Genomic DNA, 25,846 nt, shown 5'->3' with positions numbered 1-25,846 from the left:
ATCCTCTCCCAAGCCCGCGCGGGGCGCGAGCTTCGCATTCACCAGCCGTTGCCAAGGACCGACCCGTGACGACTGTCGCCGAAGCCCTTTCGGAAGCCGCAACGGAACGCGCGCCGGCCAAGCCGCCGAAGCTGAACTCCGCCGCGTTCAAAGAAGTGCCGCAGGACCGCGCCGTGCGCGACCGCATCCGCGCCGAGGTCGAGCGGTTCTGCAAGTCGGTGGACAAGTCCAAGCCGCTGACGCGCGACTCGGCCAAAGAAATGGCCGAGTCCGTGCTCAAAACGCTCGGGCTGGGCGAATCGTGTCTCGGCTTCACAATGGTGATGCTGACCAACGAGTTCTGGCGCGACCAGGTCGCGGCGATCCCGTTCCACCGCCGGCTGATGCTGCTCCCCCACTGCCTCAAGAACGCGGAGGGGTGCCCGGCCGAGTACGACGAACTCGGGCTGGACTGCAAGAAGTGCGGGGCGTGCGAGGTCGGCGACTTCCGCACCAAGGCCGAAGAACTCGGCTACAAGGTGCTGGTGAGTGAAGGCACGCCGATCGTGCTGAAGATCATCGTGAGCGGCCACGTCGATGCCATCGTCGGGGTCGCGTGCCTGAACGTGCTGGAGAAGGCGTTCGACAAGGTGCTGCTGGCGGGTATCCCGTGCATCGCCACCCCGCTGCTGTCGAGCAACTGCAAGAACACCTCGGTCGATAACGACTGGGTGTTCGAGTCGATCGGCCTCCACAAGCCGGCCGAAGGCGCGAAGACCAAAACGTACGTCCACCTGATGCGGGCGGCGAACGGGCTGTTCGAGGAGCCCGAGTTGCCCCGGCTGGTTCCGAAAGCGCGGGCCGGGTCGCCGGAACAGGACCCGCTCCGCAAGCACGAGGCCATCGCTTACGACTTCTTGGCCCGCGGCGGGAAGCGCTCCCGCCCGTTCATCACGCTCGCCGCTTACGACGCTCTGAAGGGCGCACCGGCGACGCTCGCCGATAGCGGCTGGGAGTTGCCGGACCACGTCAAGCGGGCCGCGGTCGCAATCGAGGCGTTCCACAAGGCGAGCTTGGTTCACGACGACATCGAGGACGACGACGCGTACCGGTACGGGGCGGAAACGCTGCACCGGACGTACGGCGTCGGTACCGCGATTAATGTCGGCGATTACCTGATCGGCGTCGGCTACAAGTGCGTCTCCCGCGACCGCAAGGCGCTCGGGGCCGAAGTGGCGGCCGACGTCCTCGACAAGCTCGCCGACGCGCACATCAAACTGTCCGAAGGGCAAGGCGCGGAGCTGTTGTGGCGGGAAGCGAAGGACAAGTCGCTCACCACCCTTGATGCCCTCAAAATCTACGCACTCAAAACCTCCCCCGCGTTCGAGGCCGCACTGTACACCGGCGTGCGGCTCGCTGGTGAGGCGACGGCCTACGAAAAGCTGATCGCCGATTTCAGCCGGAACGTCGGGGTCGCGTTCCAGATCCTGAACGACATCAAGGACTGGACCGGCGACGAGGACAACAAGCTCGTCTCGGGGCAGGACGTTCTGGCCGCCCGGCCGACCCTCCTGCTCGCTCTGGCGCTGGAAGGCTCGACGCCCGCCCAGCGTGAGGAACTGCTGCACCTGATTGTTCAATCGCGCACGACCGCCGCGAACCCCGAAGAGATCGTGGCCCGGGTGCGGCGGTTGTACTTCGCGGCGAAGGTGTTCGAGAAAGCCGACAAGCTGGTGGACAAGTTCCGCGCGAAAGCCGAATCGCTGGCCGACGAGGTTCAACCCACCGAGTTCCGCGAACTGCTCTACTACCTCGTGGACAGCGTTCTTGAGAAGCCGACCCTCCCGCAGCAGGGCGTAACGCAGTTCGTGCAGCTCGGAAAGTAAACGACTCGGCGTCCGCGGGACATGCCCCGCGGACGCCGGACGGTCTGAAAGCCCCCGCGCCCGTGCCGGTATTCTCCCCCGCCTCTCCGCTCCTGCCACGCCGCTTTCACGCAAGGGGCCAACACGTTGCTGACCACTGCCCCCACGTTCGAGCACCTGTATCAACTGTTCCCGGACTCGCCGGACCGCCCGGAAGCGGTCGAGGTGCCCGCCGATGAGGTTCCGGAACCGTACCGTTCGCTCTTGGTTCACAAGCACCACATGACCGTTGCGGTCGAGCAGTTTTACGGCTCGGCGGTTGATGTGAGAGTTATTGCCTGCCGGCGTGAGGGTGACGAGTACGCCCGCAAAATCCTTCTCGCTCTCAAAGAAGGCGCTCGGCGCGTCGTGCAGTTCGGTCTGGTGAGGATCAATCTTGGCGTTTGCCCCGAACCGGTTCGCGCGGCCATCGTGGAGGGCAAAACGCCGCTCGGGCGAGTGCTAATCCAGCACAACATGCTGCGCCGCATCGAGCCGCTGATGTTCCTCCGTGCAACGCTTGCTCCCACGATGGCGGAGTGGTTCCGTGTCGCTCCGGGAACGGAAACCTACGGTCGCATCGGTGTCATCTACACTGGCACGCGGCCCGCGGTGGAAGTACTGGAAATACTCGCCCCTGTGGGGTAGAAGCTCGGCATAGTGAGTTGAAGGTGCATTATCCCACCGGCCGGGACGAAGCAACCCGTTGACTTCGACCCGGCTCACACGCCGGTCGTTCAATCACGCGCCGTACTTACCGAGGCGTCCGGCGTGGGCCATCGCCAGCAGCATCAGGTGCATCGCCTGGAACTGCCCCAGTCCGCCGCGCAAACACGCCTTCTCGCTGAACTCGGCCACTTCGTCGGTGCGGCACATGTCCGCGCACAGGAGCGTCGGGACCGGGTGCCACGAGTGCGATTTCATCTTGCTCGGGGTGCTGTGGTCCCCGGTCACGATGAACACGTCCGGCTTCAACTTCTGGATCTCCGGGACCACCGCGTCCAGTTGTTCGATCATCTGCACTTTCGCCGCGAAGTTCCCGTCCTCGCCGGTGCTGTCCGTGTACTTGTAGTGCAGGAAGAAGAAGTCGTAGTCGTTCCACACCTTGGAAAGGGTGTCGACCTGCCCCTGAAGGGTCTGGCCGGGGTCAAGGATGTCCATCCCGACGAGCCGGGCCAGGCCCTTATACATCGGGTAGACCGCAATGGCCGCAGCCTTCAGCCCGTACACATGGTGAAACGTCGCGATCTTGGGGTAGGTCGCGAACCCGCGCAGGGTCGCACCGTTGATCGCGCCTTCGCCGGCGAGCACCTTCACCGCCGCGGCGATGAACTGGTTGACCACCTCCGCGGTGCGCTTCGACGGCTCGTCCGCGCCTTCGGCCTTCAGCGGCGCCACGCCGACCGCTTGCGGGTCGGTGTCGTTCACCTTGTCGCCCAGACCGTCGCCGCGGATCACCAGAACGAACCGGTGCTCCTTCACCGGTTCGACGAACAGCTCCACGCCCGGAATTGTGATCGTCCGGAGCTTCTCGACGGCGGCCTTGTTCTTCTCGTTCGTCGGGCGTCCCGCGCGGCGGTCGGTGATTTTACCGTCCGCGCCGAGGGTGCAGAAGTTGCCGCGAATGGCGACATCGCGGGCCGTGACCTGGAAGTTGATCCCGAGCGCTTCCAGGATGCCGCGGCCGATCTGGTACTCCAGCGGGTCGTAGCCGAACAGCCCGAGGTGGCCGGGGCCGCTCCCGGGCGTGATGCCCGGCAGCACGGGGGTGCTCAGTCCCGTCACCCCGGCTTTGGCGCACGCGTCTAAATTGGGCGTGCGGGCGGTCTCGAGTTCGGTCAGCCCGCCCGGTTCGAGCGGCAGCCCCCCGAGACCGTCGGCGACAAGGAGGACGATTTTCGTCTTGGCCGGTTCGCGCAGGTCGCGAATGAGTTCGTGTATGTTCATGCCGAAGAGTTTACGGCCCGCGATTAATGAAGTACAGTAGGGGCGAAGGCCGCTAGTCGTTGCTCTCGCGCCGTTTGCCCGTCGTGGGTTCGCGGTGGGCACAGCCGGCGAACGACCCAGGACCATCCGATGCCCCTGAAACTGCCCGACGAGAACATCGAGTACCAGTTCTCCCGGCTCCTCGCCACGCTGCACGAGACCTGGACCCCGCTCGCCGAACTGCAACAGCAGCACCTCCTCCCGCCCGAAAAGGTGGACGAGGTGAAACAGTGGGCCACGTCCGTTCGGGGCCAGGTCGTTGCCGAGCGGGAGTTACAGAACCCGCCGCCCAAGATGCGCCCGCTCCAGCCCGGGTTCATCGACCTCCCGCAGAAGATGCTCGACGGCTACAACCGCAGGCAAGACCTCAGCGACCTCGGCAAGGTGCTGCGCCACGCCCAGCGGCTCCGCGACACCGTGGACCGTGTGGTGGTGGTGGGCGCGGGCGGCAGCCACTCGGCGCCGAGAGCCATTTTCCAGGCGCTGGTCCACGCCCACCACAACGAGCTGCCGGCCAAGTTGCGGATGGGCAAGCCGCGGATCTACTTCGAAGGCCACGACCTCGACAACGACTCGCTTCAAGAGCTGTTCGAGCTACTGGAAAACACCTGCGTCGATCCCGAGCTGATCGAGGAGCGGTGGGGCGTCATCGTTTCCGACTCCGGGGGCGTGCTGGAAACGGCGGCGACGTACCGCGCGGTGCGGGGCGAGGCGGCGAAGTTCTACGGACCGAAGTCGGACGCCCTCCGGCGGGCCATTGTTCCAATCGCGAGCCCCAAGAGCCGGCTCCGCGACCTGTGCCGGGCGGACGGTTTCGCCGACGACGACATCCTCACCGCCCCGGACGAAGTGAACCCGCGCTTCGGGGTGTTCGGCCCGGCGGGGCTGCTGCCGGCGGCGGTGATGGGGCTCGACGTGCGGGCGATGCTGCTCGGCGCCGCCACGATAACGCGGCGGTTCATCGAGGAGCCGTTCGACCGCAACCCCGTCCTCCAGTTCGCCACCGTGAACCACCTGATGGCCGAGCGCGGGAAGCCGACCCGGGTGACCGCCACCTGGTCTCGTAAGCTGGAGGCCGTCGGCTGGTGGTACGACGCCCTGTTGAGCGAATCTCTGGGCAAGAACAGCCGCGGGCCCACCCCGCTGACGGTGGTCGGCCCGCGCGACCTGCACACCCGTGGCCAGCAGCTCCAGGACGGCACTCGGGACAAACTGATCAACAACCTCGTGGTGCGGCAGGTGAAGCACCCGGCGGTAATGGTCGGCATGTCGGACCGCAACGAGGACGACCTGAACCAGTTCAGCCGTAAGGGCATGCCCGACATTTTGGACTCGGCCGTAAAGGGCGCCGCCGACGCGTACCATGAGGCCGCACGCCCCGGGGCCGACATTATCCTGCCGATGATTTCGGAACACACCATCGGCCAGTTGCTCCAGATGATGATGCTCGCCACCGTGGTCGAGGGGCGGCTCGCCGGCACCAACCCCTACGGCCAACCCGGCGTGGAAGCGTACAAGTCGCACCTGATGCGTCACCTGAAAAGCACGCCGAACCTCCCGAAGGGCGAGGTCCGCGACGCCACGAAGGGGGCTTGACGCCCCGCGGTCGTCGGGCCCCGCGAAGTCGGGGCCAAGGGTGAAGTCGCCCGCCCTCGCCCCAGCGTGCCGGTCGCTTGTTGACACGGGCGTGAATGCCCTCGGCATTCACGAGACACTGCCGGTGGTACGCACGCGTCCACGAATCGGGAAAACCGGCAAAGTGGTCCCGCTTCTCCCCGCCCTCTCGACCGTCACGACTTCGCCCCGGGGTTGAGTCGGCGACACATCAAGTGTTTCCCCAAGCATTTTTCTCCGGTGTGGTAGTTCCGGAAGTCCGCTGCGAGCCGCCCCAACGTCAAGTTTCCGGGCCGGTCCTCTTGTCCAGCCCGAGATGCGAACCCACTCAGGCGAGCCATTTCGCTTTGTAAGTGGCTTAACCGTAACAGGTTGTAGAGCGTCGCACGGCTGCCGCCCTCTGATGGTCATGTCAGCCTCCTAAGGGATTGAAGCGTGCGATTCGCGGGTAGCATCCACCCAGCGAACAGCCAGTCCGTGAACCGCTCGGATACCAGCGATCGTCCAGTTTCGGTCCCGTCGGCGGCAACCGCTCGGGGCGATAACGTGCGGCAGAGGAACAGCTATTCACGTGCGCACCGATACCCGGGATCAATTATCGATCGGTACGTGATTCCGCTTTGGCCCCCGTATTACTTACTGATGGCACGACCTTCGCCGTCGTGATGAGTGACGTGGTTTGACACCAACCCGCTACGCCCGTCCAATCGAGTGGCGGATTTACCGTAGAGGGGCATGCCGGCTTGTAACTCGATACCGCACGCCCCGGCGCCGATATCACCTCCTACGCCTACAAGTCGCTCTTGCTACACCACCGAAAAGCACACCGAACCTACCGAAGGGAAAATTCCGCGACACCGTCAAGGGTGTTAATACCACCATTTCACAAACGCTGGTTTACTGGCATCCGATTCGGAACGTTGAGACACACGTCGGGCTTTTTCAGCCCGTGCCGCTTGCCGGCTCACGCAACTTGGCGGTCGCGAAGCGGCTTCTTGACCCGGCCCCACTACTCCGGCGCCACGGCCTCTCCTCCGCTAAGCGACGCCAGCCCCGGCCGGAAGGCGTCTGCGGAAGATTGCAAGAACCGCACGCTCCCGTCGGCGAACACGATGTTCACCTCGCCCGGGTGCGGCGGCCAGAAGTGGAATATGTCGAGTTTCAGGACATGCGGTAAACCACGGTCGATTATCGCCCTGACCCATATTTCGCGTGCCACGTCCCGAGGAGCTTGCACAGGTCGGCCGTGCCGAGGTCTTTGCCAATGTAGTCCTCAAAACCCTCCACTTGCGTACCCGACGTGAAATCTGCGACGTAGCGGTCGATGGTCTTCTTCGCCACACCGGTGATCGCGTGGATCGAGTCGGTGCCGTGTCCGGCGCGGTGCAGTGCGAGAATCAGGTGCGGGCGGCCCTTCGAGATCGCCTGCGGTTCCGTCAGGAACCGGTACGCGCGCCCGACGAACCGCGGCGCATCGGGCTTTCCCTTCGCCTTCTTCAACGACAGCCCGACGCGCGAACAGGCGAGCACCGCGGCGGCCCGGGGCGTAGCCGCTTCGGCGATGTGAATCGGCGAAGTCGTGTCCCAGATCGTGCGCGCGCTGATGAGCCCGTCGAGTGCGGCGACGGTTGCAGCTTTTGTTTGCGCGAGCAGGTGATCGACCATCACACACGGGCCGTCGAGGAGGGTGCCGTCCGGCTTGACGACGGTGCGAATGAGGATTCCGAAGTACGAAATCCCGTCGCCGAGCGCGATGTCCAGACCCTTGAACGACCCGCCGCGGTACTCGCCCCGGGTCCGGTGGAAGTACCACCGCCCGTCTTCGAGCTGAACCGGGTCGCGATGCGCGAACAGGTCGGGGTGCGCGCCGCCAGAGTAGTACACCTCAAGTTCCGCGAACCGGTACCGCTCGCCCGCGACCACAAAGTCGCACTGGTTCATCAGACGCGAGGTGAGTTCCGCGAACCACGCGGCGTGGTGCTCGTCGGAAACGACGTGCGCCGGCTTACGGCCGAGTTCCGTGAGAGGGGGCATTGGGCGGGGCTACCTTTGCTAAAGCGGAGGACGGTTACCGGGGTTTCTTGTTTGGGAGCCTCAAGGCTCACTGAACTCTGAGCGCGCCGACCCACTCCCGCGCGCGGGCCAGGTCGTCGTCCGACAGCCCGCCGGGCCGGTGGATCGCCGCCGTGACCGCGCGCCCGCTGGTTTCGTCGGTTGCGGTCACCTCGATCCGCCCGTTCGCGGCCACGCCGCAGGTGACCCGCACCGGAGAGCCTTTCGGAAGGTCGGGCGGGAGGCCGTCGATCCAGCACTCGCCCACCGGGATGCACGCTTCCGCCTGCTGGGCCTCACCTTGCAGGACTCGCACCCGGACCCGCGTCTGGTTGTGCGCCACGGTGAAGTAGACCCGACTCACCGACGCCGGGAGTTGCGTGTTCTTCGGGATCAGCTTGTCGCTCACCCGCTCCGCGCCGGCCCGGGCCTCCACCCCGAGGCTGTGCGCGTTCACGCTGACCTCCATCACGTCCGCCAGCTCGCGGTATTCGGACGCGGGACCGGCCCCGGACTTCGAGGCCGCGATGCCGGCGTGAACCGCGGCGCCGCGGGCGACGACCTCGCTCACCGCGAGCCCCCGATCGGGCTCGATACCTGTCAGTTCCGCCAGCATCCGGCCGCACGCCGGCATGTGAGTGCTTCCGCCCACCAGCAGGGCCTTGCTCACGTCGCCCCAGGTCAGGTTCGCTTGTTTCAGAACCGCCTGCGTTGTGAGTCGGGTCCGCAGGAGAAGGTCACGGGTCGCAGCCTCGAACTCTGTCCGCGACAGCGGAAACGTAAACTTGTAGCCGCCGTGAGAAACGGTAAAGCTGGTCTGCTCGACCTTGCTCAGCGTGCGCTTCGCCCGCTCGGCGGTCGCGTACAGGTGGGCCACCGTCTGCGGGTCGCTCCGCGGGTCCTCGTGGCACTGCTGCACGAACTTGTCGGCCGCCCAGTTCACCAGCCGCTCGTCCCAGTCGCGCCCGCCGAGCCGCACGTCACCCTCGATCGCCAGCACTTGGAACCGCTTCTTCGCGAGCTTCACCAGCGTCACGTCGAACGTGCCGCCGCCGAGGTCGTACACCAGCACCGTTTCCGACTCGGCCGGGAACTCGGGAACGTTGCGCCCCCCGCCCTCCGCCGAGTACGCGAGGGCCGCGGCCGACGGCTCATCGATGATGTCGATCACGTTGAGCCCGGCGACGCGCCCGGCGTCCATTGTCGCCTTGCGCCGGGTGTCGTCGAAGTACGCCGGCACCGTGATGACGCAGCCGCTAATCGGCCCCAGTTGTGCCGCCGCGTCCTGGGCCAGCTTCTTCAGAATCACCGCGGACAGCGTTTCGGGCCGGAACTCGCGCCCCGCCACCGGCACACCGAAGTCCGGGCGCCCCATCCGCCGCTTCACCAGAGTGGCCACGCGGCCGGGCTGCTCCAAGGCCATGTCGAGCGCGGCGGCGCCGACCACTGCCGAGCCGTCCGGCGCGAGGTAAATGGCCGACGGGGTGAGCACCTCGCCGTCGCTGTTGGGTACGGTGAACGGGCGGCCGCGTTCGTCCAGGGACGCGACGGCGCAAAAGGTAGTTCCGAGGTCGATGCCGATCAGGGACATAGGCTAGCCATCGGGTGCGTGACTGGGCACGAACACCTTAATTCTAACGCAACTTCCTCTCGCGTGACACGATGCGCAGCGCGGTGACCGTGTTTCCGTTCGACCTGTTCGGCAGCGCCGGCGCCGGCGCAGGGGCCAAACTGCTGGGAGACGCGGTGAACGAGATTCTGGACGACACGGAGGCCGAAACGCGCCCGTGCCGCGCCGATGTGCTCCGCGGCAACGTGCGGGTCCAGGAGTTCGCCTTCGACACACTGGACGCAGTCGCGGGGTGGCGCAAGACGGGCCGGCGGGCCGCGAAACAAGCACTGCGAGCCAAGGAATTTTCGCTCTGGCTCGGCGGGAACCACCTCTCGGCGCTACCGGCGCTCGAAGAACTCGGCCCGGACACGCTCGTCGTGCAGTTCGACGCGCACCTGGACGTCTACGCGTTTCACGACACCACGAGCGAGCTGTCGCACGGTAACTTCCTCACGCACTTCGAGGCGCCGCGGCCGCGGCTGGTGAACGTCGGGCACCGCGACCTGTTCCTGACGGCCGACGAAATCAGCGCAACGTTTGAGGCGGTTTATCCGGCCTGGGACGTGGCTGCGGACGTGGCGCGAGTGGCTTCGGCCTTGCGTGAAAAGGTTACGGGAGCGAAACGGGTGTGGATCGACCTCGACTGCGACGTGTTCGACCCGTCGGTGCTGCCGGCGGTGGCCGAGCCGCTCCCGTTCGGCTTATCTCCGCCCGCGTTCCTGGCGCTGTTCACAGCCGTGTGGTCTGGAAATGTCGTCGGGATGTCGGTGTCCGAGTTCGATCCCGGGCGCGACGTGCGCGACACCGGGTTAAACCTGCTCGGCTGGCTCATCGAGTACACGCTCCTCGCGGCGGCGGCACGCTGACGGAACAGCGCCACGAGGAACCCGGTTCGGATCACTCGTCGGCGTCGAAGCGGCGCGGCCGCCGCCGGATCGGCTTTGTGGTAGCCGCATTCGACACCACAACCCCGAAATGAAGAAGATGATGCCGCGGGCACACCGGCACGTCTTTTTTGCACCCGCTCTCGTCGTTACTGAGAGAAGCCTACTCTCTAACGAGGCCCGGATCATGCGTGGGGCATTGTTGCTGGTGCTGGTTCAGACGTGCGGCGCGCTCGGATCGGAACCCGAACGGCTGTTCAAGGTGGTTCCGCAGCGGGGATTCCCGGCGGTGGAGTCGGTGACGCTCTATCAAACCAGGAACAGCAAGCGCGAGAAAGTCGCAGATGTGACGGCGTTCGAGAAGCCCACGCAACTGCCGTCCGCCGGGCCGTTCGAGGTGTGGGTTCGGTGCAAGGGCGGCACCGCGGTAAAAGCGCTCGACGCTCTGTCGGTAAAAGAGGGCGCCACACACGAACTCAAATTGGGAGAGTTGTTCGGAACGGTTGAAGTGTTCGGAGACAACCTCCCGCGGGCAGAGAAAATTGTTCTGACGGACCCGCGCGACCCCGGTCCGGGCGAGAAGAATCACGTCGCGGTCCAAGTAGCGACCGCTTACCGGGTGGAGCTGTGTGTTCCGCCCGGGGTCTACGCGGTGTGGGTGGTTCCGGCGAACGGGGGCCGGGCTCAACGGGTGGAAGACAACGTCCGGGTACAAGCCGGGCGCAGCGTGCGCGTGGGAGATTGACCTCGCACACCGGGTAAGTCACGAACGTGATCGACGAGGCATCACGGGCGCACCCACGGTGGCTCGCCGGTGATGCCGGTGTAATCGGGAAGTAGTCGGGCGGAGCCGGTGATTCGTGTTCGATCACCGCGCCCGCATCGATCAGCTAATTAGGCTAGTAACGTTTACAAACGTGTGAACGTGCGGGAGCGAGCGGAAGCTCCACACGAACCCCGGCCCTTCTAGCCGCCAGTAGCTCCACGGTTCCTTCTCGTTCCGCTTGTCTTCCTCGTAGAACGCCATCGACAGCTTCTCCATGCCTCCGTTCGCCTTGATGATCTCCATCACCTCCGCCCCATCCTCTTGACGGTATGGGGAAACTACCTCGGCCATCACCTTCTGGGTCAGCTCCTTCTGCTCCTTCGTCATGTCCGAGTAGCCCAGCCCGGGCACCTTCGCGCCCTTCTTCGGCACCTTCACCCCGGTGTGCTCGTCCACCCAACGGCCGGGCAGCACGGCGGTCTTCTTCTGGTCGGCGTCGAGCGCCCCGAACAGGTCGGTTGCGGCCTTCGTCTGCTTGCTGAACACGTTGGTCTTCGCGTACCCGTTTGGGGTGTGGCCGTAATACAGCGGGCCGCCGAACGCCACCGACTGCTCCGAGTTCCCGTCGCACCGCACGGTGAGGTGGTGCCCGCAGAACACCAACGAGAACTTCTGCCCCTCGACCGCCTCGCCGTAAATCAGAGCGCCGATGTTCTCGAAGTCGTTGCTGGCGTCGAACCGCCCGTCACGGCTCAACTGCCTGTACCCCTCGTCGCCGTTTGCGATCGCGCGGAAGATCCGGTCCAGCAGCTCGATTTGCTTCTTGTTGTACTCCTCACCGATCTTCGACTTGCCGTCGGCCGCGTTGTGGGTCAGCAGCCGCGCCGGGGTGCCTTTGCCGTTGCTCACGCCGTGATCCCAGGGGCGCACCAGCTTCTTCCGCTGCTCCGAGTTGAGGCTCTTGTACAGCTCGAACACGAGCCCCTCAGCCTGCGACTGCTTTTCGGCGCGGGCCGCGCGGGCCTTTTGAAACGGGGTCAGCCCGGTGACGGCGACGGCGGCCGTGCCCAGGATGCGGATGAAGTCACGGCGTGCGATGGCCGGGGTCGCAGCGGCGGGAGCGGACGTGCAATCCGGGCAGGACGGGTTCTTGTCGGCGGGCAACATGAGACACGCTCCGGCAAAGGGAAAGGTGGGCGGTGGGGGTACGACGCCGGTCCCATTAGACCCGATCCCGGAGCGGTTGTCACGCAAGAACGAAGCGATACCGAAGGTAAAACATCTGACCTTATGGACTATTGCCCCACACTACACATATGTGGATCGCCTATAAGTTCGTTAAGGCAATTTACGGTGCGCGGACCAGGACGCCGGGGCACCGGGCGAACGGGAAAGGGCGCCTCCGCCCCCACTAACTGCCGATCAGCCGGCGGAGCAGGCCGCGCAAGCCGCCGGCCTTGGCCGGAGCGGCCGGCTGAGAAACGGGCGCGGCCGTCGCGGTCATGGCGTCCAGGGTCGCGTGCTCCTGCGACAGCCCCAGTTGCTGGAGCTGACTCACCGGCAGCCACGCTTGCAGCGCCTTCACCACCTCGCGGGCCGACGAGTACCGCTGGTGCGGGTCTTTGGCGCCCATCCGCCTCACGATGAGGTCGATCTCGGGGGCGATCCCGTGGCGCAATTTCGCCGGCGATGGGATCCCGCGGATCTGCCGCTCGGACATCATCTCGGGCGCCAGCCCCGGGAACGGGACCTCGCCCGTCAGCATGAAGTAGAAGGTCGAACCGAGGCTGTACACGTCGCTGCGGCCGTCCATCTCGCAGCCCCACGCCTGCTCGGGCGCGATGTGCGCGATCTCCTCGGCGTACTCCTTCGTGCTGATGCGCTTGGTGACCCGCGCCCACGGGCTTTCCAGCATGTGCGTCAGCCCCAGGTCGATGAGCTTCACGCCCCGGTCCGGGAGCACGGCGATGTTGCCGGGCTTCAGGTCGCGGTGGATCAGCCCGCAGGCGTGCGCGTGCATCAGGCCGATGGCCACCTGGGCGACGAGCTGCGCCGCGACGTGCGCGGCCAGCGGTCCCTTCTCCGCCACCAGCCGGTCCAGCGTGACGCCCGGCACGTGTTCGGACACGACGAAGTGCGTGCCCTGCCAGTACCCGACGTCCAGCACCCGGGCCACGTTCGGGTGGTTCACCTTCGCCGCGGCCCGGACCTCGTGCATGAACGCTTCGAGGACGGTCGGGTCGTTGGCCCGGTCGGTGGGCAGCACCTTCAGCGAAACGAGCCGCTTCGTGTGGGTGTCCTCGGCTTTGAACACCATCCCGACGCGGTCCTGCCGGATGCCGTCGAGGATGCGGTACTGGTCCAGAACGAACCCCTGGGTCCGCCCCTGGAGCAGTTGCATCGCCTGGAACTTGGTCAGCAGCTTCTTCCGGACCAGGAGCGAGGCGACCTGCATCGGCTCCGCGGTGGCGAAGTCGATGTTGGTCGCCTGGAGCACCGCGATCAGGTCGTCGGGGGTGAGCAGTCCACTTTTGCGGACCGCCGTGAGGAACGGGGTGTTCAGGCGGGGCAGCTTGGTGTGCGTTGCCACGGGCAGGGCTCCAGCCGGGTCGGGCGAGCTTGGTCGGCCGAAGACTAGAGCGCGCCCGTGCGGCGCGCAGACAAACCGGGCGCAAAAGGGCGCCGGGAAACGCCCACGCGCCAGAATTTCAGACAGCCGGGCTCACGGGATCCAGTTCGTGTCAGGCCCGACCGCCGCGCAGAACTCCGCGAGCAGCTTGGCGGAGTTCGACAGGTCGTCGAGGTGAACGACCTCGACCGGGCTGTGCATGTAGCGGTTCGGGATGCCGATCAGGCCGGTGGCGACGCCCTCCCGGGCGATCTGGATGGCGTTGGCGTCGGTGCCGGTGGCGCGCGGCGTGCCGCGCACCTGGACGGGAATGTTGTGGGCCTTCGCGGTTGCCTCCAGCAGGTCGAAGACGCGCGGGCTGATGTTCGGCCCGCGGTACAGCACCGGGCCGCCGCCGCACTTGATGTCGCCCTGCGTCTTCTTGTCGCCGCTCGGCACGTCGGTCGCGTGGGTCACGTCCACCGCGATGCCGACGGTCGGGTTCACGGCATAGGTGGCGGTCGTCGCGCCGCGCAGGCCGATCTCCTCGGCGACCGTCGAAACGCCGTACACCGCCGCCTTGAGCAGGCGCCCGTGGAGCAGCCGCACCGCTTCCATGCACACCCACAGCCCGACCTTGTCGTCCATTGCGGGGCTAGCGGCCAGGCCGTTGCGGAGCGGCCGGTACCCGAGCGCGAACGTGAGCGGGTCGCCGCACTGAACGAGCGATTCCGCTTCTTCCTTGTTCCTGGCCCCGATGTCGACCCACACGTCGGCGAAGTCCGGCACCTTGTTCCGCTCTTCCGGCTTCAGCAGGTGGATGGCGCGGCGCGCCACCACCCCGGTCACCGGCCCGGTCTTGGTCCAGACGGTGAGGTACTGCCCGAGCAGGATCTGCATGTCCCAGCCGCCGATGGGCTGAATGTACAGGAACCCGTCGGAGTCGATGTACTGCACCATCAGGCCGATCTGGTCGCAGTGCCCGGCGAGCATGACGCGCGGGGCGTCCGCCGGGCGCCCCTCCGGGAACCGGGTCGCGAACACGTTCCCGTGCGAGTCCGTGCGGACCTCGTCGGCGAACGGCTTCATCCGCTCGCGAACGACCTGCTGGATCGGCTGCTCGAACCCCGACGGGCTGGGCGTTTCCAACAGCGCCTTCAAGAACTCGTGCGACGTGTGTTCCATCTCAGTGCCTCTCAGATAAAGGGTTCACCGCAGAGGGCGCGAGAGGGCGCAGAGAAAGACAGAGAGCTTGAACCTCACTCTCTGGTCTTTCTCTGCGCCCTCTCGCGCCCTCTGCGGTGAAGATCTGCTGCCTTCATTAGTGCCGGAAGTGCCGGACGCCGGTAAAGAGCATCGTGATGCCGTGCTGGTTGCACGCGGCGATGCTGTCGGCGTCCTTCACCGAACCGCCGGGCTGGATGACCGCGGTAACACCGGCCGCAGCCGCCGCGTGGACGTTGTCCGGGAACGGGAAGAACGCGTCGGACGCCAGTACGCTCCCCTTCGCATGTTCTCCGGCCTTCTTGACCGCGATCTCCACCGACACCACACGCGACATCTGCCCGGCCCCGACGCCGACGACCTGCGCGCCCTTCGCGAGGACGATCGCGTTCGACTTGACGTGCTTGCACACGAACCATGCGAAGTGGAGCGCGTGCCACTCGTCTTCGGTGGGCTTGCGATCGGTGACGCATTTCCAGGCGTCGGGTTTGTCAGCGCCGGTGTCGCGGGTCTGGACGAGCAACCCGCCGTCGACGCGCCGGTAGTCGAGCCCCTGCGGCCCGCCGGACAGCGGCCCGGTCTTCAGGAAGCGGACGTTCTCCTTCCACTTCTTGAGGGCTTCGAGTGCGTGGGGCTCGTAATCCGGCGCGATCACGCACTCCACGAACCGCTTTGCCTTCGGATCCATGATTGCGGCCGCGGTGTCGACATCGACGGTCTGGTTGAACGCGATGATGCCGCCGAACGCGGAGAGCGGGTCGCCGTCCCAGGCCTTCAGGAAGGCGTCGGCGAGTTTGCCGGATGTCGCAGCTCCGCACGGGTTGTTGTGCTTCACCACCACACAGGCAGGAGCTGCGAACTCGCGGGCGAGGTTCAGCGCCGAGTCGAGGTCGAGGATGTTGTTGTAGCTGAGTTCTTTGCCGTGCAGTTGCTCGGCGGTGGCGACGCAGGGGCGCGCCGGTTCGGGCACGTCGCTGTAGAACGCCGCCTGCTGGTGCGGGTTCTCGCCGTAGCGCAGCGGCTGGATGTTCTTGAAGCCGGGATGCAGGTGAACAGGCAGGGGCGTTTTGTCGTTCGGGCTCTTGGACTGCTGATGAAGGAAGTACGTCGCGATGGCGTGGTCGTAGGCCGCGATCAGGCTGAACGCGGCAGAGGCGAGTTTGAACCGCAGGTCGCGCGTCGTCTGCCCGTTCTGCGTTGCGAGTTCGGTCAAAATGTCCGCGAACTGAGCGGGCACGGTTGCGATGGCCACGCTCGCGAAGTTCTTGGCCGCGGCGCGGACCATGCACGGGCCGCCGATGTCGATGTTCTCGATCGCCTCCGCTTCGGTCACGCCCTCCTTCGCAACGGTCTTCTCAAACGGGTACAGGTTGCACACGACGAGGTCGATCTCGGGCAGCGCGTGTTCCGCGAGCGTCTGCATGTGCTCGGACTTGTCGCGCTTGGCGAGCAGCCCGGCGTAGATCGCCGGGTGCAGCGTCTTCACCCGGCCGTCGAGGATCTCGGGGAACTTCGTCAGCTCGCTGATGTCCTTCACCGGCAGGCCCGCGTCCGCCAGAGCCTTGCGCGTGCCGCCCGTGGCGATCAGTTCAACTCCGTACTTGGTGGAGAGTTCGCGGGCAAAGTCCACGAGTCCGGTTTTGTCGGACACACTGAGGAGGGCGCGGCGGATCGGACGCAGCATCGGCATCATTCCTTTCGTAAAGCGTTGTTCTATGCGCGCCGCGTGAGCTGAACCACCTTGCCCGCACCGCGCATCCTCACACCGCCTGGGAAGTCACACGCCGAGGCGCTACCACCCGCAACACTCACCGCCCGCTCCCACGCCGCGAACGTCATGTCCGAGACCGGCCAGCCCTCGCGCTCCCACACCAAACGCAGGGCCGCGCGCGCCAGACCGGGCGACGCGGACCGCAGCGTCGCGGCGTCGAGGATCAGGGTGCCCGCGGCCGGCGGACGCTCCGCGCGGCTGAGCAAGTCTGCCGCCGCCGCAATCACGATGTCGTGTGCCTCGTTGGCGTGTTCGGCGAGGTGAGCGAGTGCGCCCACGATTTCCGGATTGAAGGTTCTCAGTAGCGGGAGCAGTTCGTGCCGAACCCGGTTGCGTGTGAACTTCGGGTCCGCGTTCGAGCTGTCTGTGCGGAACGGTTGCCCGAGTTCATTGAGATAGGTGACCACGTCGGCGCGCGTGACCGCGAGGAGGGGCCGGACGAGGGGCCGGCCTCCGTCCTTCACCCCGGGGAATGCGTCGTTCGGCCGTTCCGCTGCGATCCCTCTGAGCCCCTGAATCCCGGTGCCGCGGATGAGCCGGTGCAGGACGGTTTCCGCCTGGTCGTCGGCGGTGTGCGCCGTGGCGACCCACCCGGCGCCGACCGCACCCGCGACCCGAGCGAAGAACTCGTATCGAACCCGGCGGGCGGTCGATTCGAGGTTGTCGCCGGCGGCCAAGGCGGCTACGTCCGCACTCAGCACCCGGCATTCGAGCCCGAGGCCGGCACACAGCTCGCGCACGAACGCCTCGTCGCCGTCGGACTCCGCGCCCCGGAGCCGGTGGTTCACGTGCGCGACCACGAGCGTGACATCAGCCGAGCGAAGGGCGCGGAGCAGCGCCACGCTATCCGCCCCGCCGGAGACCCCCACAATGCCCGCCCCTGCCCGGCCCGCCGCGAACCGCCGTGCTTCTCGCAACACCCGCGTCACACCGATCCCCCCGCGCCGGTAGAATTAAGAACCATCATCGTGGCACGTGAGCCAGGGCCTTTCCTTATTTCACCTTGCTTACACGAGGGAACGTGGCTATGTGGGGCGCCTTCTCGCAGCCAGGAAGGTACCCATGTCTCCTTGCACCCTGGTCGATGCCCTGGCGGCGGTTCCCGATCCCCGCAGCAAGCACGGCCTTATCCACCCACTCGCCCCCTTCCTCGGACTCGTCGCCCTCGCCATGCTCATGGGGCGCACCAGCCTCAATGGCATCGCTCGCTTCGGGCGACAGCACGGACCCGCCCTCGCCCATGCCCTCGGCTTCCGACGCGGCAAGACCCCGGCCGTTTCCACGCTCTCCCGCACCCTGCGACGCTTCGACGCCGACCAACTGGAGCACGTCCTCTCGTACTGGATCGCCAGCCGCGTCGACCCGGCCGCCTTCACACACATCTCCATCGACGGCAAGACCCTTCGAGGCTCTCGCAACGGCGCGATCCCCGGTCAGCACCTGCTGGCCGCATACGCCCCCACCGTCGGTGCCGTACTCGCCCAGGTCAAGGTCGATGCGAGCACCAACGAGCACAAGGCCGCCTTGACGCTCCTCGGCATTCTGCCGCTGCGAGGGAAGGTCGTGGTCGGCGACGCCATGTTCTGCCAGCGAGACCTGGCCGAGGAGGTGGTCGGGGCCGGCGGCGACTACGTGCTCACGGTGAAGGACAACCAACCCGGATTGGGGATCGACATCCGAGCCGGGTTCGCCTTCGAGACCGCCGCCCGATCGATCGCGGCGGCCACTTCCCCCTGGGGATCGGCCTCCGCCCGCCCCGAGCCGCATCGCCACGACCGTCGATAAGGGTCACGGCCGCATCGAGAAGCGGACGCTGCAAACGACCTCGATTCTGACGTGCTCGCCGACGTGGGCGGGGGTGAAGCAGGGCTTCCAGTTGACGCGTGAGCGGACGGTCCGAGGCCAAACGACGGTCGAAGTGCATTTCGGCATCACGAGCCTGTCGGCCGAGAAGGCGGATGCGGCCACACTCCTGAACCATGTGCGGACGCACTGGCGCATCGAGAACGAACTGCATTACGTGCGTGACGTGACACTGGGCGAGGACGCGTGTCGTGTGCGCATGGGGCACGCACCACAGGTGCTGGCGGCGCTGCGGAACGCCGTGGTGCACCTGTGGCGTGAGGTCAAGGCGGTGAGTTGCCCGGAGGCGATCGAGCGGCTCCAGATGGACCCGGCAATGGCCAAGGGACTTATCGGAGTTACGTAGAGTGAATCAAGGAAAGGCCCTGGCACGTGAGCGAAATCGATTAAAGTCCGCTTGCGTCGTCCCCCGCCGGAGGCTATGCGTGCAACCCGAACAACCAACTACGACCGGCCCGGAGAGTGCGAACGGCCCGATTGAACCGGCCCCGCCGGTGGTGCGGCCGGTTCGTCGGGGGCGCCGGCCGATGACCCGACTGGTGCGGGCGGTGCTGGTCGCCTTCGGGGTGGCACTCGCGGCCGTCTTTGCGGCCGCGGCGTCGATCAACCCGTACGGCCCGAACGGGGCCGCGCAGACGATGTCCACCCACACGCAGCTCGGCTTGCCGCCGTGCAACTTCGCGGAGCTGGCGGGAAAGCCGTGCCCGTCGTGCGGGATGACAACCAGCTTCGCCCTCCTGGTTCGCGGGGACGTGTTGAACTCGCTCCGGGCGAACTGGGTCGGCACCATCATCTGCGTCGTCTGGGCGGCGACGCTGGTGTGGACGCTGGCCAGCGGCATACGGGGCCGGTTGGTACTGATCCCCCAGCGCCCGGGCGCCGGGGAGACGATCTTCACCGCCATCACCGGGGTGATCGTCATTTTGATGCTGGCGCGGTGGGGCGCGCTGCTGATTTGGGACTGACGGGAACAACGCGGCTGCGCGTGAGTGCGAGCAAGAACGCAGGACAGAGGCAACGCTCCGTTCTTGTTCGCTGCACTCTCACTCACCCGCTCCCACGCACTCATTAATGGGGGGTTCACGGATGAACCGTAATCGTGTCGGCCGGTGGGCCCGCCTGGCGGTGTGGACGTCGGTCTTGGCAGTCGGGTCGATCGGGTGCAACCCGCTCAACATCGCCGCATTCATCTTCGCGCGCGAGGACAAGGTGCCGGCCCGGTACCCGCTCTCGTTCAAAGAGGGGCCGAAGAAGGACAAGGACGAGATCGTCGTGGTGCTGCTGCCGCAGATCGCGCCGGGGAGCAACAACCCGCAGTTTGCGACCGCTACCCAGGATCTCGCCGACCGGCTCGCGAAAGCGCTGCCCGAAATGGCAAAGGAAAACAAAGACAAGAAGAAGGTGAAGGTCGTCAGCCAGACCGAAGTCGGGAGGTTCAAGAGCAAGAACCCCAACTGGAAACAGATGAGCACCGGCGAAATCGGGCAGAAGCTCGGGGCCGACTTCGTGCTCGAGATCTACCTCGACCAGTTGCGGCTGTACGATCCCAACACCAAGAACAGTATCTATGACGGCCGCGCCGAGGTGTTCGTGAGCATCTACGAGATCGGGGCCGATGGCGGTGAAATGAAGGACAAGTACCCGCTGTCGTTCTCGTACCCGAAAACCGCCCGGTCGGTCGAGGCCTATCCCTCCGAGAGTGCGTTCAAGGCGCTGTTCATCGAGAACCTCGCGGCCGAAATCGCCAAGATGCACACCGACCACAAGCCGAGCAACAGCATCGCGGACGCCCGCTGACCGACCCGTGAAACGCGGCGGCCCGACCCGTTTGAGACAACGGGTCGGGCCGCCGCGTTTCGTACAATGTCCGCACGACTCGCCCCGGAGGGTTCGCCGTGCTGCCGAGCTTCGTTCACCCCACCCCGATGACCGCAAAGCTCTACGAGTACGTGCTGTCGGTCGGGTTGCGCGAGCCGGCCGCGTTTGAGGCGCTCCGTGAGGAAACCACGAAGCTCGCGGAAGCCGAGTGGCAAATCGCGCCCGAACAGGGGCCGTTCCTGGCCATGCTGGTCCAACTGATGGGCGCCAAAAAGTGCCTGGAAGTCGGGACGTTTACGGGGTACTCCGCCGCGTGGGTCGCGAGCGCACTGCCGGCCGACGGAAAGCTGATCTGCTGCGAGCTGAGTGCCGTGTACGCCGGCGTCGCGCAAAAGCACATCGGGCGGATGGGGCTGAGTGCGAAGGTCGAGTTCCGGATCGCGCCGGCGGCGGACTCGCTGGCGAGCTTGCTGGCGACCGGCCACGCGGGCACGTTCGACTACGCCTTCATCGACGCCGACAAGGGCGCCTACGACCTGTACTTCGAGCGCTGCCTGGAGCTGGTGCGTCCCGGCGGGCTCATCGCCATCGACAACACCCTCTGGGACGGTAAGCCCGCCGACCCGACCGTCACCGACCCGGACACGCAGGCCATACGCGCCCTGAACGCCAAGCTCCACGGCGACCGGCGCGTCACGCTCAGCTTCCTCCCGTTCGCGGACGGGCTCACGCTCGCTCTGAAGCGCTGAAGCCGCCGCGCCCGAACTTGCTCGGGTCTCGCACCGTCCGTAGCTTAATCGCTCACCGATTCGCTCTGTTCCCTGTTGAGGTTCTGTCAATGGCTGCCACGCGCGGCGAACTGTTCGCGGGCGTCACCGTCGCGATCGTCACCCCGTTCAAGAACGGCGAGGTCGATTGGGACGAGCTGGGCAAACTCGTGGACTGGCACTGCGAGCAGGGCACCGACGCGCTCGCCCCGTGCGGCACCACCGGCGAGTCCCCGACCCTGACGCACGAGGAGAACGAGCGCGTCGTGTCGTTCGTGTGCGAGCGCGCCGGCGGTCGGACGAAGGTGATGGCCGGGACCGGGTCGAACTCGACCGCCGAAGCGATCCGGATGACGAAGGCCGCGAAGCGGGCCGGCGCCAACGGCACGCTCCAGGTCGGCCCGTACTACAACAAGCCGTCGCAAGAGGGCTACTTCCGCCACTTCGCCGCGGTCGCAGAGGCCACCGACCTCCCAATCGTCATCTACAACATCCCCGGCCGCACCGGGAGCAACATCCTCCCCGAAACGATCGCGCGGATGGCCGAGAAGTGCCCGACGATCGTGGCCGTGAAAGAGGCGACCGGCTCGCTCGACCAGGCGAGCAGCGTCGCGGCCCTCACCGACCTCACCATCCTCAGCGGCGACGACAGCCTGACGCTCCCGCTGATGAGCATCGGCGGTAAGGGCGTGGTGAGCGTGGTCGGGAACATCGTCCCGCGCGACATGATGGCGCTGGTGCGGGCGTTCGCCGCGGGGAGGTTTGAAGAAGCGCTCCAGTGGCACCGCAAACTGTTCCCGCTGTGCCGGGACATGCTGAGCGTGTCCACGAACCCGATCCCGCTGAAGGCGGCCATGAAGTTGCTCGGCCGCGGGAACGGCGAGATGCGGTTGCCGATGTGCCCGATCGACGCCGCGGGTGAAGCAAAGGTTCGCCAGACGCTCGTCAATTACGGGCTGTTGAAGTAATTGCCCTCGGCGCACCCGACGGGGTGTCAGACCACGTTCGTAATCTGGCCGCCGCTCGTCACCTTCGAGCGGCGCCCCCGCGCGGCCGAAACGCCCTCAGCCCCGGTAGCAGCACGTCTTTCCGGGGTGCCTGAAAGTCACACCTCCTGCGCGAGTATCCCTACACAACCCACCCGACCATTCGACCCTGATTGGGAGCCGCGCCATGCCTGAAGATCCGTTACCCGAATCGCTCGATGTGCTGGCGGTGGCCCCGCACCCAGACGACCTCGAAATCCTGTGCGGCGGCACACTCGCGAAGCTCGTTAAGCAGGGCTACCGGGTCGGCATTTTCGACCTCACCAGCGGCGAGCCGACCCCGCGGGGCACGCTCGAAACGCGGAAGAAGGAAGCCGAAGAAGCGCGGCGCATCCTGAACGTGCCGGTGCGCGTGAACGTGGAGTTGCCGAACCGGGTACTCATGGACGGCCCCGAGGCGCGGTTCGCGCTCGCCACGCAGTTCCGCCGCTACCGCCCCGGGATCATCATCGTGGCGGCCGGACGCACACCCGCGGCGTCGCCGGATCACCTCCAGGGCGGGCTCATCGGCGAGGCGGCTCGCTTTTACTCACAGTTGACAAAGTGGGACGAGCGGTTCGCGGGTACAGCGCCGTACCGGGTGCCGCACCTCGTGTACGCCCCGTTCCCGTTCGACGCCGAGCAGCGTCACTGGCACAGTCAATTCGTGGTGGACATTTCCGACACCATCGATCAGAAAATCGCGTCCGTGCGGGCGTACGAGTCGCAGTTCGACGCCGCTCGGTTCGCGAAAGTTGAGCACCTGATCCGCTCGACCAACGGCTACCACGGCGGTCGCTGCGGCTACATGTACGGAGAGCTGTTCGCGCTCCCGACACCGGTCGGCGCGCCGGACCTCGTGTCCGTTGTCAGCGGCAGTAAAGGCGTACTCGCACCTCCGCAAATTCCCGGCCGTGATCACCCGCCGATGGGTTGAGTCGCGCGAGAACCCGGTCTGGGGCGCCGCACTTCAAAAGCTTCAACGGGTTATCCAACAGCTTCAAGTTGGCGACAGGCGTGACCAGATCAATCGCCTGCTCAAAACGTGCCCCGGTTACACCCGCCTGCGTCAGCAGGCGGGTGGCACGCACCCCACGAACTCGCACTGGCACTGATGGGCTCGGGCCGCGCTTGTATTGCCGCTGGGGCCGCCTAAAATGCCGGAAACGAAAGGAGTTCGTCCCGGCGAGGCGAACTCGCTCGGTCGTGCCGCCCTTCCCGCCCCCGACGAGCCCGCAATGAAAAACACCTGCCCGAAGTGTAACACGGCGTACAACGTGACCGCCGCGGCCGTCGGCCGCAGGTTCACGTGCAAGAACTGCGGCACCCCGGTCGTTGTGAGGGAAGACGGCCTGGACTACCAAAGTTCGGCCGCACCGCCGGCGGCCGAACCCGCTCCGGCGGGAGCGGACAACGCGTTCGACTTCAACGCGGGCGATGAGGAACGCCCGCCGGCGAAAAGTGCGAAGAAAGCGGGACGGTCCGGGAAATCGCGCCCGGAGGACGACGAGTTTGATGACGCCCCGCGGAAAGCGAAAAGCAAAAAGCCCCCGGTCGATGACGATGTGTCGGACGACGACGCCGAGCGCCTTCCCGCGCGCAAAGCAAAACCCAAGGGCACCCAGAAGAACGCACTGACAGACTTTCTGCTCTTCCGTGAGTTCATTGCGCCGCTGTTCGTGAAGCTGATCTTCTTTCTGTCGATCGGGGTGCTGGTTCTGGTCGGGCTGGCTTCGGTGGCGTTCGGGCTGATCGCCGGCAAGCTCGAAATGGTCTTCGGGGCGATCTGCTCGGCGGTCATCTTCTTGCCACTCAGCCTGCTCATGGTCCGCGTGTACTGCGAACTGGTGCTGCTGGGGTTCTCGCTCTACGACCGACTCGGGGAGATCAAGAACCTGCTGGAGAAGGGCCAAGCAACAACGCCCGCCGCGCCGCCCGGCCCGCCGACGCCATAACTCTGAACTGTCACATTCGTAGCCTTCGACACGACGTGCGCTGATAGCCAGGTCTCGGCTGAGTTCTTCCTGGCTGTCAGCGTTTTCTTCCGCGCCCACGGTACTTCGAGATCCAACCGGCCAGCGCCGCGACACCATGAGCAGCACCCCGTCCGTTGTCGGCATCGATCTGGGCACTACTTACAGCCTCGCGGCGTACGTCGAGAACGGCCGCCCCGTCGTCGTGCGCGACCGCGCGGGCGCCGCGCTGGTGCCCAGTTGCATCTCGTTCCACGAGGACGGCACGGTCCTCGTCGGGAGTGCGGCGAAGGAGCGCGCCCTCGCCGACCCGCAGCACACCATCTTCAGCATCAAGCGGCTCATGGGCCGCACCCTCGCCGACCTCAAGAACGAGCTGGAGCTGATCCCGCACCAGGTGGTCGAGCGCGACACAGCCGACGGCCGGAAGGTGCTCCGGGTGGACATCGGCGGGCGGGAGCACACGCCCGAAGAGCTGTCGGCGTTGATCCTCAAAGAGGTGCGCAGGCGGGCCGGCAACCCGACCAAAGCGGTCATCACCGTGCCGGCGTACTTCGACGACTCCCAGCGCCAGGCGACCCGCGACGCCGGCCGGATCGCCGGGCTGGACGTGCTCCGCATCGTCAACGAGCCGACCGCCGCGGCGCTGGCCTACGGCCTCGACCGCCGCGGCTCGGGGGTGATCGCGGTGTACGACCTGGGCGGCGGCACCTTCGACTGCTCCGTGCTGTCGCTCGCCGACGGCGTGTTCAAGGTGCTGGCCACCAACGGCGACACCTACCTGGGCGGCGACGACTTCGACCGACTTCTGATGCAGCTCGCGGCCCGCGAGTCGGGGACGGATCTTGCGACCAGGGACGCGGAGCTGCTCCAGCACCTGCGCGACGCCGCCGAGCGCACGAAAATCGCCCTCAGCACGGCAGAATCAGCGGACCTGAAGCTGAACGTACCTGCGAACGGCCCCCGCCCTGCCCTGGCGTACGCGCGAACGGTCACGCGCGCCGAGTTCGAGGAACTGATCCGCCCGCTCGTCGATCGCTCCCTGGACCGCTGCAAGGCCGCCCTCCGCGACGCCCAACTGAAACCGGCCCAGGTGGACGAAGTGGTGCTGGTCGGCGGTTCGACGCGCATCCCTTACGTGCGAAAACGGGTCGGCGAGTTCTTCGCGAAGACCCCGCACACCGGGCTGAACCCCGACGAAGTCGTCGCCCTCGGCGCGGCCGTGCAAGCCGACATCCTCACGAGCGGGCGCCGCGACCTGCTGTTGCTCGACGTGGTGCCGCTGTCGCTCGGCATCGAAACGCTCGGCGGCGTGGTCGATAAGCTGATCCACCGCAACAGCACCGTGCCCGCGACCGCGACCACCCGGTACACCACCGGCGCCGACAACCAGACCGCCATCCTGATTAACATTTACCAGGGCGAGCGTGAGCTGACGAAGGACTGCCGGTTCCTGGGCACGTTCAAGCTGTCCGGCATCCCGCCGATGCCGGCGCAGTTCGCGCAGGTCGAGGTGACGTTCCGCGTGAACCAGGACGGCATCCTCGCCGTCACCGCTCGGGAACTGCGGAGCGGCGCGCAAGCACACGTGACGGTGCAGGCGGCACACGGGCTGTCGACCGACGACGTGGACCGGCTCGTGAACGAGAGCATCGTGAACGCCCAGGACGATTTCACCGCCCGGCGGCTGATCGAGCTGCGGAACAAAGGCGCTAACGACCTGAAGCACACGGAAAAGGGGCTCGCGCAGGCCGGCGCCCGACTGTCGGCGGAGCAGCGTGCGGCGATCGCCGCCGCGGGCACTGCGCTTCAAAGCGCGATGAACGGGTCGGACTTGGCGGTTCTGCAGCGCGCGATCGACGCGTTCGGAACAGCCACCAACCCGCTCGCGCTCTTGGTGATGAACGACGTGCTCCGGCGGGGCCTCGGCGGCGAGAACCCGGACGCCCTCGACCCGGACACGCTGTAACCCTCCCGTTCAACGAAATATCGGCAGGATC

23 protein-coding genes are annotated in these 25,846 nt (G+C 66.3%); 14 read left to right on the top strand and 9 right to left on the bottom strand.

The window, feature by feature from the left end; translation table 11 throughout:
- The first annotated feature begins 65 nt into the window (after positions 1 to 65).
- Positions 66 to 1,865, top strand: a complete 1,800-nt coding sequence (locus GobsT_RS17715) for a polyprenyl synthetase family protein (RefSeq protein WP_010040016.1) — start codon at positions 66 to 68, stop codon at positions 1,863 to 1,865.
- Between the two features lie 204 nt (positions 1,866 to 2,069).
- Positions 2,070 to 2,531 (top strand): hypothetical protein, encoded by a 462-nt coding sequence (locus GobsT_RS17710; RefSeq protein WP_148087781.1) that lies wholly within the window; start codon positions 2,070 to 2,072, stop codon positions 2,529 to 2,531.
- Positions 2,532 to 2,624: 93 nt separating this feature from the next.
- Here GobsT_RS17710 and GobsT_RS17705 read toward each other — a convergent pair whose 3' ends face one another.
- Positions 2,625 to 3,830, bottom strand: a complete 1,206-nt coding sequence (locus GobsT_RS17705) for a 2,3-bisphosphoglycerate-independent phosphoglycerate mutase (RefSeq protein ID WP_010040013.1) — start codon at positions 3,828 to 3,830, stop codon at positions 2,625 to 2,627.
- Between the two features lie 129 nt (positions 3,831 to 3,959).
- Between GobsT_RS17705 and GobsT_RS17700 the strand changes: the two genes are divergently transcribed.
- Positions 3,960 to 5,465, top strand: a complete 1,506-nt coding sequence (locus GobsT_RS17700) for a glucose-6-phosphate isomerase (protein ID WP_010040011.1) — start codon at positions 3,960 to 3,962, stop codon at positions 5,463 to 5,465.
- A 1,027-nt stretch (positions 5,466 to 6,492) separates the two neighbouring features.
- On the opposite strand, the gene GobsT_RS40520 is transcribed toward GobsT_RS17700, so the two are convergent.
- The 3 genes from GobsT_RS40520 to GobsT_RS17685 all read right to left on the bottom strand — a co-directional run bounded on the left by GobsT_RS40520 (position 6,493) and on the right by GobsT_RS17685 (position 9,126).
- Complete coding sequence (locus GobsT_RS40520) at positions 6,493 to 6,702, bottom strand: H-X9-DG-CTERM domain-containing protein (protein ID WP_261340051.1); 210 nt, start codon at positions 6,700 to 6,702, stop codon at positions 6,493 to 6,495.
- Entirely contained in the window at positions 6,672 to 7,517 is an 846-nt protein-coding gene (locus tag GobsT_RS17690) for a hypothetical protein (protein WP_010040008.1), read from the bottom strand. The genes GobsT_RS40520 and GobsT_RS17690 overlap by 31 nt, the downstream gene beginning before the upstream one ends.
- 67 nt (positions 7,518 to 7,584) lie before the next feature.
- Positions 7,585 to 9,126 carry an Hsp70 family protein gene (locus tag GobsT_RS17685; protein ID WP_010040005.1) on the bottom strand — a complete coding sequence of 514 codons (1,542 nt, stop codon included), beginning with the start codon at positions 9,124 to 9,126 and terminating at the stop codon, positions 7,585 to 7,587.
- Between the two features lie 83 nt (positions 9,127 to 9,209).
- Between GobsT_RS17685 and GobsT_RS17680 the strand changes: the two genes are divergently transcribed.
- Both GobsT_RS17680 and GobsT_RS17675 read left to right on the top strand, forming a co-directional pair.
- The gene (locus GobsT_RS17680; RefSeq protein WP_157506713.1) at positions 9,210 to 10,013 is read left to right on the top strand and encodes an arginase family protein; all 804 of its coding nucleotides are present in this window, start codon (positions 9,210 to 9,212) and stop codon (positions 10,011 to 10,013) included.
- Positions 10,014 to 10,218: 205 nt separating this feature from the next.
- Positions 10,219 to 10,776, top strand: coding sequence for a hypothetical protein (locus tag GobsT_RS17675; protein WP_148087780.1), 558 nt, complete (start codon positions 10,219 to 10,221; stop codon positions 10,774 to 10,776).
- A 141-nt stretch (positions 10,777 to 10,917) separates the two neighbouring features.
- Here GobsT_RS17675 and GobsT_RS17670 read toward each other — a convergent pair whose 3' ends face one another.
- The 5 genes from GobsT_RS17670 to tilS all read right to left on the bottom strand — a co-directional run bounded on the left by GobsT_RS17670 (position 10,918) and on the right by tilS (position 17,269).
- Complete coding sequence (locus GobsT_RS17670; protein ID WP_010051369.1) at positions 10,918 to 11,964, bottom strand: DUF3500 domain-containing protein; 1,047 nt, start codon at positions 11,962 to 11,964, stop codon at positions 10,918 to 10,920.
- 244 nt (positions 11,965 to 12,208) lie between these two features.
- Positions 12,209 to 13,387, bottom strand: coding sequence for a serine/threonine-protein kinase (locus GobsT_RS17665; protein ID WP_010051368.1), 1,179 nt, complete (start codon positions 13,385 to 13,387; stop codon positions 12,209 to 12,211).
- A gap of 132 nt (positions 13,388 to 13,519) precedes the next feature.
- Complete coding sequence (locus tag GobsT_RS17660) at positions 13,520 to 14,590, bottom strand: M42 family metallopeptidase (protein WP_010051365.1); 1,071 nt, start codon at positions 14,588 to 14,590, stop codon at positions 13,520 to 13,522.
- A 136-nt stretch (positions 14,591 to 14,726) separates the two neighbouring features.
- Complete coding sequence (gene purH, locus GobsT_RS17655) at positions 14,727 to 16,313, bottom strand: bifunctional phosphoribosylaminoimidazolecarboxamide formyltransferase/IMP cyclohydrolase (RefSeq protein ID WP_010050174.1); 1,587 nt, start codon at positions 16,311 to 16,313, stop codon at positions 14,727 to 14,729.
- 29 nt (positions 16,314 to 16,342) lie between these two features.
- Positions 16,343 to 17,269: a tRNA lysidine(34) synthetase TilS gene (gene tilS / locus GobsT_RS17650; RefSeq protein ID WP_261341492.1), complete on the bottom strand. Its 927-nt coding sequence runs from the start codon at positions 17,267 to 17,269 to the stop codon at positions 16,343 to 16,345.
- Between the two features lie 193 nt (positions 17,270 to 17,462).
- Here tilS and GobsT_RS17645 point away from each other — a divergent pair, with 193 nt between their 5' ends.
- From GobsT_RS17645 to dnaK, 9 genes are all read left to right on the top strand, one after another.
- Entirely contained in the window at positions 17,463 to 18,185 is a 723-nt protein-coding gene (locus GobsT_RS17645) for an ISAs1 family transposase (RefSeq protein ID WP_010035860.1), read from the top strand.
- Complete coding sequence (locus GobsT_RS17640; protein WP_109570720.1) at positions 18,166 to 18,609, top strand: ISAs1 family transposase; 444 nt, start codon at positions 18,166 to 18,168, stop codon at positions 18,607 to 18,609. The genes GobsT_RS17645 and GobsT_RS17640 overlap by 20 nt, the downstream gene beginning before the upstream one ends.
- A 79-nt stretch (positions 18,610 to 18,688) precedes the next feature.
- Positions 18,689 to 19,228, top strand: a complete 540-nt coding sequence (locus GobsT_RS17635) for a DUF2752 domain-containing protein (RefSeq protein ID WP_010050169.1) — start codon at positions 18,689 to 18,691, stop codon at positions 19,226 to 19,228.
- A gap of 121 nt (positions 19,229 to 19,349) precedes the next feature.
- Positions 19,350 to 20,060 carry a hypothetical protein gene (locus GobsT_RS17630; RefSeq protein WP_010050167.1) on the top strand — a complete coding sequence of 237 codons (711 nt, stop codon included), beginning with the start codon at positions 19,350 to 19,352 and terminating at the stop codon, positions 20,058 to 20,060.
- A 98-nt stretch (positions 20,061 to 20,158) separates the two neighbouring features.
- A complete protein-coding gene (locus tag GobsT_RS17625; protein WP_010044136.1) occupies positions 20,159 to 20,830 on the top strand; it encodes a class I SAM-dependent methyltransferase in 672 nt (223 codons plus the stop codon).
- An 89-nt stretch (positions 20,831 to 20,919) separates the two neighbouring features.
- A complete protein-coding gene (gene dapA / locus GobsT_RS17620; RefSeq protein ID WP_010044134.1) occupies positions 20,920 to 21,816 on the top strand; it encodes a 4-hydroxy-tetrahydrodipicolinate synthase in 897 nt (298 codons plus the stop codon).
- Positions 21,817 to 22,021: 205 nt separating this feature from the next.
- Positions 22,022 to 22,810 carry a PIG-L family deacetylase gene (locus tag GobsT_RS17615; RefSeq protein ID WP_010044131.1) on the top strand — a complete coding sequence of 263 codons (789 nt, stop codon included), beginning with the start codon at positions 22,022 to 22,024 and terminating at the stop codon, positions 22,808 to 22,810.
- 301 nt (positions 22,811 to 23,111) lie between these two features.
- A complete protein-coding gene (locus tag GobsT_RS17610) occupies positions 23,112 to 23,828 on the top strand; it encodes a DUF4282 domain-containing protein (RefSeq protein ID WP_010044129.1) in 717 nt (238 codons plus the stop codon).
- Between the two features lie 136 nt (positions 23,829 to 23,964).
- Positions 23,965 to 25,815, top strand: a complete 1,851-nt coding sequence (dnaK, locus tag GobsT_RS17605) for a molecular chaperone DnaK (RefSeq protein WP_010044127.1) — start codon at positions 23,965 to 23,967, stop codon at positions 25,813 to 25,815.
- Positions 25,816 to 25,846 lie beyond the last annotated feature (31 nt).

It is taken from the genome of Gemmata obscuriglobus (genome assembly GCF_008065095.1).
In the GTDB taxonomy this organism is placed as follows: Bacteria; Planctomycetota; Planctomycetia; order Gemmatales; family Gemmataceae; genus Gemmata; species Gemmata obscuriglobus.
Note: the sequence above shows the minus strand (reverse complement) of the source record. Positions and strands in the feature narration are given on the sequence as shown.